Source organism: Streptomyces sp. NPDC002577 (genome assembly GCF_053594815.1).
Window position 1 is genome coordinate 87386 of sequence record NZ_JBSFWK010000006.1, and the last position, 13604, is coordinate 100989.

Genomic DNA, 13604 nt, shown 5'->3' on the forward strand with positions numbered 1-13604 from the left:
AGGAGCGTTCGACAGCTCGACGGCAGCCTGGATGCGCCGGCTGGGCGGGGTGAGCTTTCCATAATTTGAGCTAGAGCTCAAGAATGGTGTTAGTGTGTCTCTCATGGCAAGGCCGAAGCAGTTTGATCCGGATGTCGCCGTCGAGCAGGCCATGGAGGTGTTCTGGCAGAAGGGGTATGGCGCGACCACCCCGCGGAACCTGGCGGACGCGCTCGGCATCGGCATGGGTAGCCTCTACAACACGTTCGGGAGCAAGCATGCACTGTTCGAACGGGCGCTGAGTCGCTATGTCGACGGTCGGCTTCGCGTCCTGGCGGAGCTGCTCGAGGGGTCTGCCCCGGTCAGGGAGCGCCTCCGTAAGGCGCTGGAGTTCATGGTCGACGAGGGTGCCCAGGGCTGCATGATGGTCAATACCGCGGGAGAACTCGCGGGAACTGATGAGGCGGCGGTCCGCGTGGTCCGTCGTGACTTCGACCTCGTTGAGGACGTCTTCCGGGCGCTGGTCGAGGAAGGGCAGCGGTCGGGAGAGATCGCTCCCGACCGCGACCCCGCGACCCTGGGGAGCCTGCTCCTGAGTGCCATGGTGGGGTTGCGGCTCCTGGCGCGCATCGAAGACGGACCGGACCGGCTCCACCGGGTGATCGACGCGACGATCGACGCTCTCTGACTCAAACCCCGACAGTCGCAACTGTCGGGGCGCTTCATGGCCTTATTTTGTAGCCGCAGTTCAAGAATCGGAATATCGTGAACCTCAATCTCACCTCCAAGACGGCGGTCGTCACCGGCGCTAGCCGTGGCATCGGACTGGCCACCGTCCGCGCGCTGATCGCCGAGGGCGTCGGCGTCATGGGTGCCGCCCGCACCATCACGCCTGAGCTGAAGGAAACCGGTGCTCTCACGTTCTCGGCGGACCTGAGCACCGCCGAAGGCGTCACCGCCTTGATGGACAGCGCCCTCGCGGAACTGGGCGGCATCGACCTGCTGGTGAACAACGTCGGGGACGTAGGAGACATCGTCGGATTCCTCGACACCGATGACGCCCAGTGGGCCCGCGTCTTCGACCTCAACCTGCTCAGCGCCGTCCGCGCCACCCGGGCCGCGCTGCCCAGCCTGATCGAGCGCCGCGGCGCAATTGTCAACGTCTCATCCACCGGCGCCCGACAGCCAGCCCCTGGCATGGGTGCCTACGGTGCGGCCAAGGCGGCTCTCAACGTGTTCGGGAAGTCTCTGGCCGAAGAGTTCGGCCCCCAGGGTGTGCGTGTCAACACCGTCTCCCCCGGAGTGGTCCGCACCTCGGCCTGGGAGGACGCCGGCAGAGGCGGCGGCCAGCTCGCGGCCGCAGCCGGAGTCGAGCAGGCGGAGTTCCTCCGCCGAATCCCGGAGGCCTTCCACATCACCAGCGGGCGCATCACCGAACCCGAGGAAGTCGCGTCCCTGATCGCGTTCCTCCTCTCCGGCGTCGCCGGAAACATCGTCGGCGCCGACTACGTCATCGACGGCGGCTGAATCAGATCCGTCTGATCACCTGCAGTCCCACAGAGAAAGAGAAGGAGAAAACTGATGTCCCGTGAGATAAGGATCCCCGGGCCGGACCACCCGATCGAGATCACCGAGAACCCCAGTCTCATACGTGTGGTCGCTCGACTTGGAGGAGAGGTCGTCGCCCAGACGACTTCCGCCGTCACGCTGAACGAAGCCGGCTTCCCGCCCGTCCACTACATCCCTCTGGCCGACGTCGACCAGAAGTTCTTGCAGCGAACGGACACCGACACCTACTGCCCCTACAAGGGTGAGGCGTCGTACTACAACCTCGTCACCTCCGCGAGCGTGATCGCGGACGCGGTGTGGTTCTACGAGGAGCCCTACGAGGCCGTGGGGGCGATCGCCGGTCACGTGGCCTTCTACCCCGAGCACGTGCAGATCACTGTCTCCGAGGCCGTAAGCGACTGACGGCCTTGTCCAGGGTGGGAGCGGTTCACGGTGTCACGCCACTCCCACCCCGCACCCCCGAATACCGACTGCTCCGCCCCAATCCGATGAGAGAGGAAAAGACCATGACGACCGAACTGACACTGGAGGAGGCGGAAGCGCATGCACAAGGTGTGTGTTTCAAGACCGGCCCGCCCCGGCGGACCGGTGTGGAGACGGAGTGGCTGGTCCAGGACCGCCACGACCCTGGGCTGCCGATATCCGTCGCCCGGCTGAACGCGGCCCTCGCGCCCGTCGAAGCAGCGGGCGCCTTGCCCGGAGGCAGCAGGCTCACCCGTGAGCCGGGCGGCCAGGTGGAGCTGAGCTCCCCGTCGGCCCTCTCGCTCACCGCGTGCGTCGAGGCGATGGCCACGGACCTGGCCGTGCTGCGCGAGGCCGTCGAACAGGCCGGTCTGACACTGGTCGGCCGGGGCCTCGACCCCTACCGTGAACCGCCTCGCCTGCTGGACCAGCCCCGTTACCGGGCCATGGAGACCTTCTTCGACCGTGAGGGCCCCTGGGGCCGCGTCATGATGCGCCGCACCGCGTCCGTGCAGATCAACCTGGATGCCGGCGACGACTCCCACGGTGTCTCCGGTTACCGCTACCGCTGGGAACTCGCCCACCGTATCGGCCCCGTCTTCGTCGCCGCGTTCGCCAACTCCCCGCTGCAGGACGGCTGGCCCACCGGGTGGCTGTCCACCCGGCAGGATGTCTGGTCCCGGATGGATGCCGGCCGCACTCACCAGCCCCGCTACCACCCCGACCCCCGCGTTGCCTGGGCGCGCTACGCGCTCGACGCGAAGGTGATGTGCATACCGGGTGACGACAACAGCGACTGGTCCGCGCCGCCGGGGCTGACCTTCCGCGACTGGCTGCGCGGCGCACCAGGTCTGCGGCGGCCGACCCTGGCCGACCTGGACTACCACCTCAGCACCCTGTTCCCGCCGGTAAGGCCGCGCGGCTGGCTGGAGCTGCGGATGACGGATGCGCAACGCGGCGACGGCTGGATCGTGCCGACCGTGCTGGCCGCGACCCTCCTGAACGACCCGGCCGCCGCCGATGCCGCCTACGCGGCGACCGAGCCGCTCTGCCCGGACGCACGGCCCGTCCCCTCGGACGACATCTGGCTGCGGGCGGCCCGCACCGGCCTCGCCGACCCGGACCTCGCCAAGGCCGCCCGCGCCTGCTTCGCCGCGGCCGACAGTGCCCTGGCCGGCCCCGGGACCCCGGCGGCCCTGCGGCAGGCGCTGGCCGATTTCGCCGGGCGCTACACAGAGCGCGGCCTGTCCCCAGCCCATGACCAGTTGCACGCGCTCCGCCGCACCTGAACCTCCGAAGAGACATGCCGTGACGAACTCTCACCCTGCCACCAGTACGTCCCGAAACGGGGCCACGTCCGACCCCGACGCGCCTGCTTCCCCGGCCGCCGAGACCTCCGTACGACCGCCCGTGTCCCCGTCTTCCGCTGCCCGCACCGCGCTGGAGGCCGCCCGGCGCCGGACCCTGGCCCTCACCGACCAGCTCACCGACGAGGATCTCACCGCCCAGCACTCCCGGCTGATGTCCCCGCTGGTCTGGGACCTGGCCCACATCGCCAACCAGGAAGACCTGTGGCTGGTCCGCACGGCCGGCCGCCGCCCTGGGCTGCGCCCCGACCTCGACCCGCTCTACGACGCCTTCCAGCACCCCCGGGCCGACCGCCCCGCCCTGCCGCTGCTCGCCCCGGACGCAGCCCGTGACTACCTGGCCGCGGTGCGCGCCGAGGCCTGGGACGTGCTGGCTGCCGTAGACACCTCACCCGGCAGTGCCGATCCGCTGCTCGCCGACGCCTTCGTCTTCGGCCTGCTCGCCCAGCACGAACAGCAGCACGACGAGACGATACTCGCCACCCTCCAGCTGCGTAAGGGCGCCCCCGTCCTGCACGCGACCGCACCGCCCCCGGCACCCGCGGACGCGGCCGGGCTGCCCCGTGAAGTGCTGGTTCCCGGGGGCCCGTTCACCATGGGCACCAGCACCGACCCGTGGGCGCTGGACAACGAACGCCCGCACCACACCGTGGACGTCCCCTCCTTCTGGTTGGACACCGTGCCCGTCACCAACGCCGCCTACCAGGAGTTCGTCGTGGCCGGCGGCTACCGCGATCCCCAGTGGTGGACGCCCGACGGCTGGCTGCACATCCAGGCGACAGGCATTGAGGCGCCGTTGTTCTGGCATCAGGAACGCGGGCATTGGCTGCGGCGCCGGTTCGGCGTCACCGAGGAGGTCCCTGCCGACGAGCCAGTACTGCACGTGAGCTGGTACGAGGCCGACGCGTACGCCCGCTGGGCCGGACGGCGGCTACCGACCGAGGCCGAGTGGGAGAAGGCGGCACGACACGACCCCGCCACCGGCCGCTCCCGCCGCTACCCCTGGGGCGACGCGGAGCCCGGTCCCGAGCACGCCAACCTCGGACAGTGCCACCTCCAGCCGGCGCCGGCCGGCAGCTACCCGGCCGGCGCCGCACCCAGCGGGGCCAGGCAGCTGATCGGCGACGTCTGGGAGTGGACGGCCTCGGACTTCACCCCCTACCCCCTCTTCACCGCCTTCCCCTACGCCGAGTACTCCGAGGTCTTCTTCGGCCCCGAGTACAAGGTGCTGCGCGGCGGTGCCTTCTCCGTCGACCCGGTCGCCGCCCGGGGCACCTTCCGCAACTGGGACTACCCGATCCGGCGGCAGATCTTCGCCGGCTTCCGCACCGCCCGCGACGCGTCTGAGAACGGACGCGCCTGATGTGCCGTCACCTCGCTTACGTGGGACCGCCCGTGCCACTCGCACGGCTGCTCACCGAGCCTGCGCACAGTTTGCACGAGCAGTCCTGGCAGCCGGCCAGACAGCAGCACGGGACGGTCAACGCCGACGGGTTCGGAGTCGGCTGGTACCCAGACGACACGGAAACCGGGGAGGGCGACGCCGGGTTCGCCCAACCCGCCCGTTACCGACGGGCGGTGCCCATCTGGGCCGACGCCAACTTCCCCGAACTGGCCGCGACGATCCGCAGCCACGCCGTCCTGGCCGCCGTCCGCTCCGCCACCGAGGGCACCACCCAGGACGAGTCGGCGGCCGCGCCCTTCCGCGACGGCCGCTGGCTGTTCAGCCACAACGGCGCCGTCCCCGACTGGACCCGCCTGCCCACCGACCTCAGCCCCGCCGAGCTGCTGGCCCTGGACGCCCACAGCGACTCGGCCCTGCTGTGGGCCATGACCGTGCGCCGCCTGCGCCAGGGCGAACCGCCCGCCGGCGCCCTGGCCGCGGTGATCCGCCAGGTCGCCGCGGCCCGGCCCACCGCCCGGCTGAACCTCCTGCTCACGGACGGCCACACGATCGCCGCCACCGCCTGGGGCGACACCCTGTGGTACCGCACCGGACCCGGCACGGTTCTGGTTGCCTCCGAGCCCGACGACACCCCCGGTGAATGGCAGGAAGTCCCCGACCGCTCCCTGCTCCTGGCCGCCAAGGCCGGCGTACGGATCGTCCCCCTGCACACCCCGCACGACCCTGACCCCAAGGAACGACGCCCCATGACCGACGGCAGTTTCACCCTCACCGACCGGCTGCCTGCCGACTACTTCACCACCACGCTCCACGCCGACGTCCGCGACGGTCTGGGCCACGCGCCGCGCACCCTGCCGCCCAAGTGGTTCTACGACAAGCGCGGCAGCGAACTGTTCGAACAGATCACCCGGCTGCCGGAGTACTACCCCACCCGCGCCGAGGAGGAGATCCTCACCCGCCGCGCCCCGGAGATCGCTGAACTCACCCGCGCCGCCACCCTGGTCGAGCTCGGCTCCGGCTCCTCCCGCAAGACCCGGCTGCTGCTCGACGCCCTCACCGCCGCCGGCACCCTGCGCCGCTACGCGCCCCTCGACGTCAACGCCCCCGCCCTGGAAGAGGCAGGCCGCGCCATCCGCCACGACTACCCCGGCCTCACCGTCTCCGCGACCGTAGCCGACTTCGAAACCGACCTGGCTCTGTCCGACGAGCCCGGCCCGCGCCTGCTGGCCTTCCTCGGCAGCACCATCGGCAACTTCGACACGGAACAGCGCGGCGCCTTCTACCGCACTCTGTCCCACGCCCTCAGCAGCGACGACGTCCTGCTGCTCGGCGCCGACCTGGTCAAAGATCCCGAGATCCTCGTCCGCGCCTACGACGACGCGGCTGGCGTCACCGCCGACTTCAACAAGAACGTCCTCCACATCCTCAACCGCGAACTCGGCGCCGACTTCGACCCCGACCTCTTCGACCACATCGCCCTGTGGAACACCGAGCACGAACGCGTCGAGATGCGCCTGCGCTCCCGCACCGCCCACACCGTCGAAATCCCTGACCTCGACCTCACCCTCGACCTCGCCGAAGGGGAAGACCTGCGCACCGAGCTCTCCTGCAAGTTCCGCCGCGACACGCTCACCGCCGAACTCGAAGCAGGCGGTTTCACCGTCCGCCACTGGTGGACCGACCCAGCCGCCCGCTACGCCCTCGTCCTGGCAGTCCCGAACTGACGTTCATCCGGATCGTCACTCACCGCAAGTCAACTTCCCGCAAACGCAGTCCTACTTCATGAGGAGAATCCCATGCCCAAGGCATATGTCATTCTGACCGAGGCGGTCAGGGACCCGGACGGCATGGCCGCCTATGCCCAGGCCTCCGCACCTTCGCTCGCAGAGTCCGGCGCTTCGATCTTGGTGGCCGACACGCAACCGCAGGTTCTCGAAGGCGACTGGCACGGCGACCAGACCATCGTCCTCGAATTCGCCTCGGTGGAGGCAGCCAGGGCCTGGTACGAGTCAGCCGTGTACGAGAAGGCGAAGCCCCTGCGGCAGGCTGCGGCCGACACCAACGCCGTCATCGTGACCGGCTTCGCGGTGCCGTCACAGCCTGAGTGACCGTGCCGCATGCGTGGCGCCGTCGGTGTTCGAGGCGCCGCGCCGTGCCGTCGGAGGTCGGCCAGTCCGGGGACGTTGGTGACGGGCACCCTCGGCTCCACTCTTCTTCACTTTCACCTTTCTGCTCACACCGCTCACGCCCGCGTACAGCTCCCCCAGGTTGTGCTGTGCCGCTGATCATTCCCTGGAGAACCCATGCCTGCATCCGATGCCGACGCGCTGTCCCAGCACTGGCAGGACGTCCTTCCCACCGGCCCCTCCCGCCGCGGCTTCCTCACCCTGGCCGGCGGCGGCGCCCTGGCCGCCCTGCTCGCGGCCTGCGCGCCGAGTGCCGGCGGCGCATCGACAGGGGCGAAAGCTTCGGGCACGGGCCCGGCCAAGCGTGGCGGCACCCTTCGCGTGGGCGCCCCGCCGCCGCCCACCGCCCTCGACCCGGTCACGGCGTACGACGGCACCGCGATCGCCCTCTACCAGCTGGTGGCCGAATACCTGATCTGGCTCGACAAGGACTTCAAGCTGGTTCCCCGGCTCGCCACCAAGTGGACCTCAGACGCGTCCGCCCGGAAGTGGACCTTCACTCTGCGCGAGGGCGTCACCTTCTCCGACGGCACGAAGCTCGATGCCGCCGCGGTGAAGGCCTCCTTCGACCGGCTGCTCGACCCGAAAAGCAACTCGGCGGCCCTGTCCGCCTTCGACACCGTCCTCAGAGCGGGCGGCGTGAGCACTCAGGGCGACTCGACCGTCGTCTTCACCCTTGAACGCCCCTTCTCCGACTTTCCGTACCTGGTCTCGGCCGGAAACTACAACACGGTGATCCTCAAGAAGGACTACGCAGGCGACTTCACCAAACACGGCATCGGCACAGGGCCCTTCACCCTCACGTCGTACGACGTCTCCACCGGCGCCTCCTTCGTCCGCAACCCCACGTACTGGAACACCCCCAAGCCCTATCTCGACGGTGTGGACGTGAAGTTCTACGCCGATGACCAGGCCGATCTCGTCGCCCTGCAATCCGGCGACATCGACGCCCAGTTCCTCAGCCAGCCCGCGCTCGTCGAACCCCTGGGCGACAGCAGGGGCATCGCCGTCGACAAGGTCAAGGGCACCTCAGTCACCGTCCTCACCCTCCGCGTCGACAAGGCACCCTTCAACCGCAAGGAAGTCCGTCAGGCCGTTGCCTACGCCCTCGACCGTCCCGCCGTCCGCCAGGCCGCCGGCAGCGGACTCGGCGACCTCGGCAACGACCACCTGCTCGCGCCACTCTTCCCGGCCGCCCCCACCGATATCCCGCAGCGCGCCATGGACAAGGCGAAGGTCGCCGAGCTCCTGAAGACGGCCGGCCTGGACAGCCTGCGCTTCACCCTCACCTTCGACCCGCCCAACAAGGACTACGCGGTCACCATCCAGAGCCAGCTGAAGGAGGCCGGCATCACCGTCGACCTCGACCTTCGCTCCTCGAGGGAGTTCTACGGCGGCGACCAGGCCACGGACACGCCCTGGCTGTTCACGACCGCCAACCTGGTCAACTGGACGGGCAGAGCCGTGCCCAGCCAGTTCATCATCCCCATGGTCACGAGCAACGGCGTCTGGAACGGCTCCAAATACGCAAACAAGGCCCTCGATGCGGCCGCAGAGGCCTACGACGCTGCCACCAGCGAAGCCGAGCGACGCAAGCAGGCGGAGTCCATTGCCAAGACCTTGCACGAGGACGTGCCGATCGTCATCGCGTACTGGAGCGGCGGGGTCCGCGCCTACAACAGCACCAAGTTCCGGGGTGTCCAGGCCCATCCCAGTCAGTACGTCGACTTCACCACCGTTTCCCAGGCCTGAACCATGACCCGGATCCTGCTGCGGCGCCTCGCCGCCATCCCCCTGACGCTCCTGGGAGTCTCGCTCCTGGTCTTCCTCGCCACCCAGGTGCTGCCCGGTGACGTGGCACGCACTGTGCTGGGCCGCGAAGCCTCCGACACTTCCGTGAGTGCCCTCAACGACCGACTCGGCCTCGACCGGCCCCTCGCCGTGCAGTACGGCAGCTGGCTCGGGCACTTCGTCACCGGCGACTGGGGCACGTCGTACACACTGCACGTGCCCGTGCCCGGGCTGCTGCAGGAGCGGCTGGGGCACTCGCTGTTCCTGGCGGTGTTCGCGTTCATGCTGCTGGTGCCGGTCGCGCTGACGCTCGGCCTGATCGCAGGGCTGTACCACGGCCGGGCCCTGGACCGGACGATCACCTCCACGACCCTGGCGCTGGGCGCCACACCGGAGTTCGTCACCGGGGTGGTCCTCCTGGTGGTGTTCTCGGTGCAACTGCACTGGCTGCCCGCATCGGCGCAGACCCAGCCCGGGGCCGACGGCCTGGGGCAGACTCTGTGGCACCTCCTGCTGCCGGCGATCTCGTTGGTGCTGGTGTGCACCGGATACGTCGCCCGACACGTGCGCGCCAGCACCGTCGCCGTCGTCGAGGGCCCCTACGTGCGTGCGGCGCGGCTGAGGGGTGTCGGCTCCGCCCGGATCGTCGTTCGGCATGTGCTGCGCAATGCCACGGTGCCGGCCACGAGCGCCCTCGGCGTCCAGCTGCAGTACCTGCTCGGCGGCATCGTCGTGGTGGAGCTGCTGTTCAACTACCCCGGTGTCGGAGCCCTGTTGCTGCAATCGGCTCAGGACAAGGATTTGCCGACGCTACAGGCGAGCGCCATGGTGCTGGGAGTCCTGTACATGCTGGTCATGCTGCTTGCCGACGTGGTCCACCGATTGCTGGATCCGCGGATACGCCTCGGAGGTGCGGCTTGAGCACCCCGACGATCGTCTTGCGGCCACTGGGACGAGTGGGACGGCTGCCCGTCGCCTCTGCCCTCGGGGCCACCCTGATCGCGGTGTGGACCGCCGTCGCCCTGTTCTGGCCACACCTGGTGCCCTACGCCCCGGACGTCCAGCGTCCGCAGGACCGTTTCCTGGCTCCGAGCGGAGCCCACTGGCTCGGCACCGACCAGTTCGGCCGTGACGTCTTCTCCCGCATGGTTGCCGGGGCACGCCCCGTCCTGGAAGTGGCGCCGGCCGCGACCGCGCTGGCGGTCCTCGCCGGCACCGTCATCGGGCTGGTCACCGGAGGCGTGGGCGGCTGGCTCGACGACGTAGTGATGCGGATCGTCGACGCGGTGGTCGTCTTCCCCGCCGTCATCGCCGCCATCCTGTTCGCCGCGCTGCTCGGCCGCTCCACGACCGTACTCGTGCTCGTCGTCGCGGCCGCCCTCACGGCGCCGGTCACGCGCAGCGTACGGGCGGCGACCCTGGTCGAGCGGGAGAAGCCCTACGTCGAAGCCGCCCGGCTCCGCGGCGAGCCGCTGTGGTCGCTGCTCGGACGCGAGATCCTGCCCAACGTCCGCCGCACCGTGTACGTCGAGGCCACCGCCCGACTCGGCGACGCCGTGTTCGCCGCAGCCACCCTCTCCTTCCTTGGCCTCGGCCAGCCACCGGGCTCACCGGAATGGGGCGCCGCCGTCGCCGACAACCGCGTGTGGCTGAACAACGCACCCTGGACGGTCCTCGCCCCCGCCCTGGCGATCGTCTCGCTCGTGGTCGGGGTCGCGCTGGTCGCGGACACCTCACGGCGGGCGGCAGGAGGAGAAACACCATGAGTACGCACGAACAGGGACTTGAGGCCGACATGAGTACCGACGAACAGGGGCTCCAGGTCGAGGGGCTGAACACCGCTTACGGCAACGACCAGGTTCTGCACGACGTGTCGTTCACGGTCGCCCCCGGCGAGATCTTCGGCCTGGTCGGTGAGTCGGGCTGCGGAAAGTCGACCCTGGCGTACGCGCTGGCCCGGCACTTCGCACCGGGAGGACGAGTGCTCGGCGGCAGCGTACGACTGGACGGCACCGACGTACTGGCCCTCGGCGGGCGGCGGTTGCGGGAATGGCGGGCGTCACAGCTCGCCTTCGTGCACCAGGACGCGGCAGGCTCGCTGGATCCCACGATGCGCATCGGCAAGCAACTGGCCGAGGTCCTGCGCGGCAGTGGTCTGTCGCGTGCCGAGACCACCGAGCGCGTCGTCGAACTCCTGCGCACGGTGCGGCTGCCCGACCCGGAACAGCTCGCGCACCGCTATCCGCACCAGCTGTCCGGCGGCCAGCAGCAGCGCGTCGTCATCGCCGCAGCCCTCGCCGCACAGCCCCGTCTGCTGATCCTCGACGAGCCGACGACGGGCCTGGACGCCTCCGTCGAGCACGAAGTGCTCGGCCTGCTCAAGGAGTTGCGGGGCCGGCTCAACGCCGCCGTGGTCTTCGTCAGCCACGACCTCGGCCTGATCGGCCGGATGTGCGACCGCGTGGGCGTGCTGTACGCGGGACGCCTCGTCGAGACCGGGCAAGTCGACGAGGTCCTGGCCACCCCAGCCCACCCGTACACCGCGGGCCTGCTGGCGGCCGTACCGGTGCTCGGTGCGACCCGGCACGAGCGCCCGCTGCGGCCCGTACCCGGACGGCTTCCTCTACCGGGCGACACCACGACGGGCTGCGCATTCGCGCCCCGCTGCCCGCTGGCCGAGGACGCCTGCCGGGCAGCCGAACCCGAGCTGAACGCGGAGGCCGTGCCGGGCCGAGCGGTTCGCTGCGTGCACCCGGGCCAGACGGCGGTTAAGCCTCGACCGGCGGCGGGCGACGAACGCCCGAAGGAGACGTCCACCGTCCTCCTCGAAGTCCGTGACCTGGTACGGAGGTTCGGGACCACCGTCGCAGTCGACCACGTCGATCTGACGATCCGCGAGGGCGAAGTCCTGGGACTGGTAGGGGAGTCGGGCAGTGGCAAGACCACCCTCGCGCGGGCCATCGCGGGGCTCGCCCCCGACGGCGAGGGGGAGCTACGCCTACGGGGTGAACCGCTCCCCACGGGCCTGAGGCGACGCGATACCCAAGTACGCCCACGCATCCAGATGGTCTTCCAGAACCCCGACGCCTCCCTCAACCCCAGCCACACCGTACGCACCGTCCTGAAGAGGTCGCTGGCCACCCTCGCAAATCCCGCGGCCACGTCCCTCGAAGCTCTCCTGGACCGCACCCGCATCGACGCGGACCTCCTCGACCGGCCTCCCGCCCAGCTGTCCGGCGGGCAGAAACAGCGTGTCTCGATCGCCCGGAGCTTCGCGGGCCGTCCTGACCTGGTGATCTGCGACGAGCCAGTGTCCGCCCTGGACGTCAGCGTGCAGGCGGCAGTGCTCGAGCTGTTGGCCGATCAGCGGGACCGTACAGGGACGTCGTACCTCTTCATCTCGCACGATCTCGCGGTCGTCGGCCATCTTGCCGACCGGATCGCCGTCATGTACCGCGGCGCGATCGTCGAGGAGGGGCCCGCGGGCGACGTGTTGCGCGGTCCGTCGCATCCGTACACCGCCCTGCTCGTCGAGGCCGCTTCGCGCCCGGTGGCGACGAGTTCGCCACAAGCACCAGAGAACGCCCCGACACGACCGAGTGGCTGTCGCTTCGCCGATCGCTGCGCGCGGCGGATCACCGGTCTGTGCGAGGCAGTGACCCCGCCGCAGCGGGACCTGGGAGCGGGTCATGTCGTGCACTGCCACCTCGACCCCTCTGACCTGCCCGCCGGGATCCCCGCCACCGCCGCGGTGAGGGTGGTGGCCGACCCTATGTGACCCCCTGACCGTCCCGAATACCGGGAACCGCATGCTCACGACCACGAGCACCGCCGTCGAGGAGTTCGCCGACCTGTCGAACGCCCCTGTCATCCAGCGCCGTTGGGCGACCGTGGCCACCGGCGGCCGCATCGGCGGAGTCTTCAGGCACACGCAGAGGCCCACCATCGTCCTCCTTAACGACGCCGGATCCAGCGCCCGGGCCTGGAACGACGTACTGCTGGGCCTGGACCGGCCCGCCATCGCCCTCGACCTGCCCGGACACGGCCGCTCCAGCTGGCGCCGAGTCGTGATCATCTGCGGCGTGGTACGCAGTCGACAGCCCGGGCTGGAGTACCAAGCGTCCTAGATGGTCTCAGCGCGGTGGTGGGCGAAACTCCTTGTTACAACAGCTCTGTTGCTCATGGAGTCACCGCATCACCGACGTTGAACTGCGTTAATGCTGAGATCAGGCTCGCCGTGTTCTGGAACCCACTTGCGGGAGAAGCGCCGGTTTGGACGCCGCAGCCCAGCGGGCCGAGCAGTTCGAGAGGAGCGCCCGGGTTCACCTTCACCACGTTGCCCTCATTGGCCAGGGCGTGGGTGGCGAACGCCGACTGTCCGAAGAAGACGCCGTGTACGTCACCGGACTCCCGGTGCAGGGGTGTGCTGCCGTCGGCGCGCGAGCCCGCGAAGTTGCAGGCGAAGAACTGGTCGCAGTACGCGGGCCGCCCCTGGACACACATGCGGCAGCCGCCGCAGGAGTTGAAGGTCAGGACGACGTGGTCGCCGGGGGAGACGGAGGTGACGCCGACGCCGACCGTTTCCACGACGCCCGCGCCCTCGTGGCCGAGTACGGCAGGAAGCGGAACGGTACCACTGGTCCCGGACGATGAGATCGGTGTGGCACACGCCCGAGCTCACCAACCTCACGACGACCTCTCCTGGCCGTGGGTCGTCCAGGTCGAGAGGCGCGAGGATGAAGGGGGCGCCCTTGGCCTCGTTCAGCGCGGCTGTGATGTGCATGGTGCGGCTCCTTTGCCGTGAGTCCCTGATTGGCAAGGTAGGGCCGCACACACGTGGCGAAC

General features: G+C 69.7%; 13 protein-coding genes and 1 pseudogene. 13 read left to right on the forward strand and 1 reads right to left on the reverse strand.

Annotated elements, in window-relative coordinates; translation table 11 throughout:
• The first annotated feature begins 103 nt into the window (after positions 1-103).
• From ACWD4J_RS11120 to ACWD4J_RS11180, 13 genes and pseudogenes are all read left to right on the forward strand, one after another.
• A complete protein-coding gene (locus ACWD4J_RS11120) occupies positions 104-667 on the forward strand; it encodes a TetR/AcrR family transcriptional regulator (protein WP_451395055.1) in 564 nt (187 codons plus the stop codon).
• A 77-nt stretch (positions 668-744) separates the two neighbouring features.
• The gene (locus tag ACWD4J_RS11125; RefSeq protein WP_451395056.1) at positions 745-1506 is read left to right on the forward strand and encodes an SDR family NAD(P)-dependent oxidoreductase; all 762 of its coding nucleotides are present in this window, start codon (positions 745-747) and stop codon (positions 1504-1506) included.
• 54 nt (positions 1507-1560) lie between these two features.
• Positions 1561-1950: a DUF427 domain-containing protein gene (locus ACWD4J_RS11130; protein ID WP_451395057.1), complete on the forward strand. Its 390-nt coding sequence runs from the start codon at positions 1561-1563 to the stop codon at positions 1948-1950.
• Positions 1951-2054: 104 nt separating this feature from the next.
• Positions 2055-3299 carry an ergothioneine biosynthesis glutamate--cysteine ligase EgtA gene (gene egtA / locus ACWD4J_RS11135; RefSeq protein WP_451395058.1) on the forward strand — a complete coding sequence of 415 codons (1245 nt, stop codon included), beginning with the start codon at positions 2055-2057 and terminating at the stop codon, positions 3297-3299.
• A gap of 121 nt (positions 3300-3420) precedes the next feature.
• Positions 3421-4740, forward strand: coding sequence for an ergothioneine biosynthesis protein EgtB (gene egtB, locus ACWD4J_RS11140; protein WP_451395257.1), 1320 nt, complete (start codon positions 3421-3423; stop codon positions 4738-4740).
• Positions 4740-5429 (forward strand): annotated as a pseudogene (gene egtC / locus ACWD4J_RS11145) (ergothioneine biosynthesis protein EgtC); the annotation flags it as partial. The gene egtB and the pseudogene egtC, both read left to right, overlap by 1 nt.
• A 99-nt stretch (positions 5430-5528) precedes the next feature.
• Positions 5529-6506: an L-histidine N(alpha)-methyltransferase gene (gene egtD, locus ACWD4J_RS11150; RefSeq protein WP_451395258.1), complete on the forward strand. Its 978-nt coding sequence runs from the start codon at positions 5529-5531 to the stop codon at positions 6504-6506.
• 72 nt (positions 6507-6578) lie between these two features.
• Positions 6579-6890 (forward strand): DUF1330 domain-containing protein, encoded by a 312-nt coding sequence (locus tag ACWD4J_RS11155; RefSeq protein ID WP_451395059.1) that lies wholly within the window; start codon positions 6579-6581, stop codon positions 6888-6890.
• Positions 6891-7085: 195 nt separating this feature from the next.
• Positions 7086-8720 carry an ABC transporter substrate-binding protein gene (locus ACWD4J_RS11160; protein WP_451395060.1) on the forward strand — a complete coding sequence of 545 codons (1635 nt, stop codon included), beginning with the start codon at positions 7086-7088 and terminating at the stop codon, positions 8718-8720.
• A gap of 3 nt (positions 8721-8723) precedes the next feature.
• On the forward strand, positions 8724-9680 hold the full coding sequence (locus tag ACWD4J_RS11165) for an ABC transporter permease (protein WP_451395061.1): 957 nt from the start codon (positions 8724-8726) through the stop codon (positions 9678-9680).
• Entirely contained in the window at positions 9677-10525 is an 849-nt protein-coding gene (locus ACWD4J_RS11170; RefSeq protein ID WP_451395062.1) for an ABC transporter permease, read from the forward strand. Before ACWD4J_RS11165 ends, ACWD4J_RS11170 begins: the two co-directional genes overlap by 4 nt.
• A complete protein-coding gene (locus ACWD4J_RS11175) occupies positions 10522-12537 on the forward strand; it encodes a dipeptide ABC transporter ATP-binding protein (RefSeq protein WP_451395063.1) in 2016 nt (671 codons plus the stop codon). The genes ACWD4J_RS11170 and ACWD4J_RS11175 overlap by 4 nt, the downstream gene beginning before the upstream one ends.
• Before the next feature lie 31 nt (positions 12538-12568).
• Positions 12569-12886 carry an alpha/beta fold hydrolase gene (locus ACWD4J_RS11180; protein ID WP_451395064.1) on the forward strand — a complete coding sequence of 106 codons (318 nt, stop codon included), beginning with the start codon at positions 12569-12571 and terminating at the stop codon, positions 12884-12886.
• Between the two features lie 52 nt (positions 12887-12938).
• On the opposite strand, the gene ACWD4J_RS11185 is transcribed toward ACWD4J_RS11180, so the two are convergent.
• Positions 12939-13346 carry an alcohol dehydrogenase catalytic domain-containing protein gene (locus ACWD4J_RS11185; RefSeq protein WP_451395065.1) on the reverse strand — a complete coding sequence of 136 codons (408 nt, stop codon included), beginning with the start codon at positions 13344-13346 and terminating at the stop codon, positions 12939-12941.
• Positions 13347-13604 lie beyond the last annotated feature (258 nt).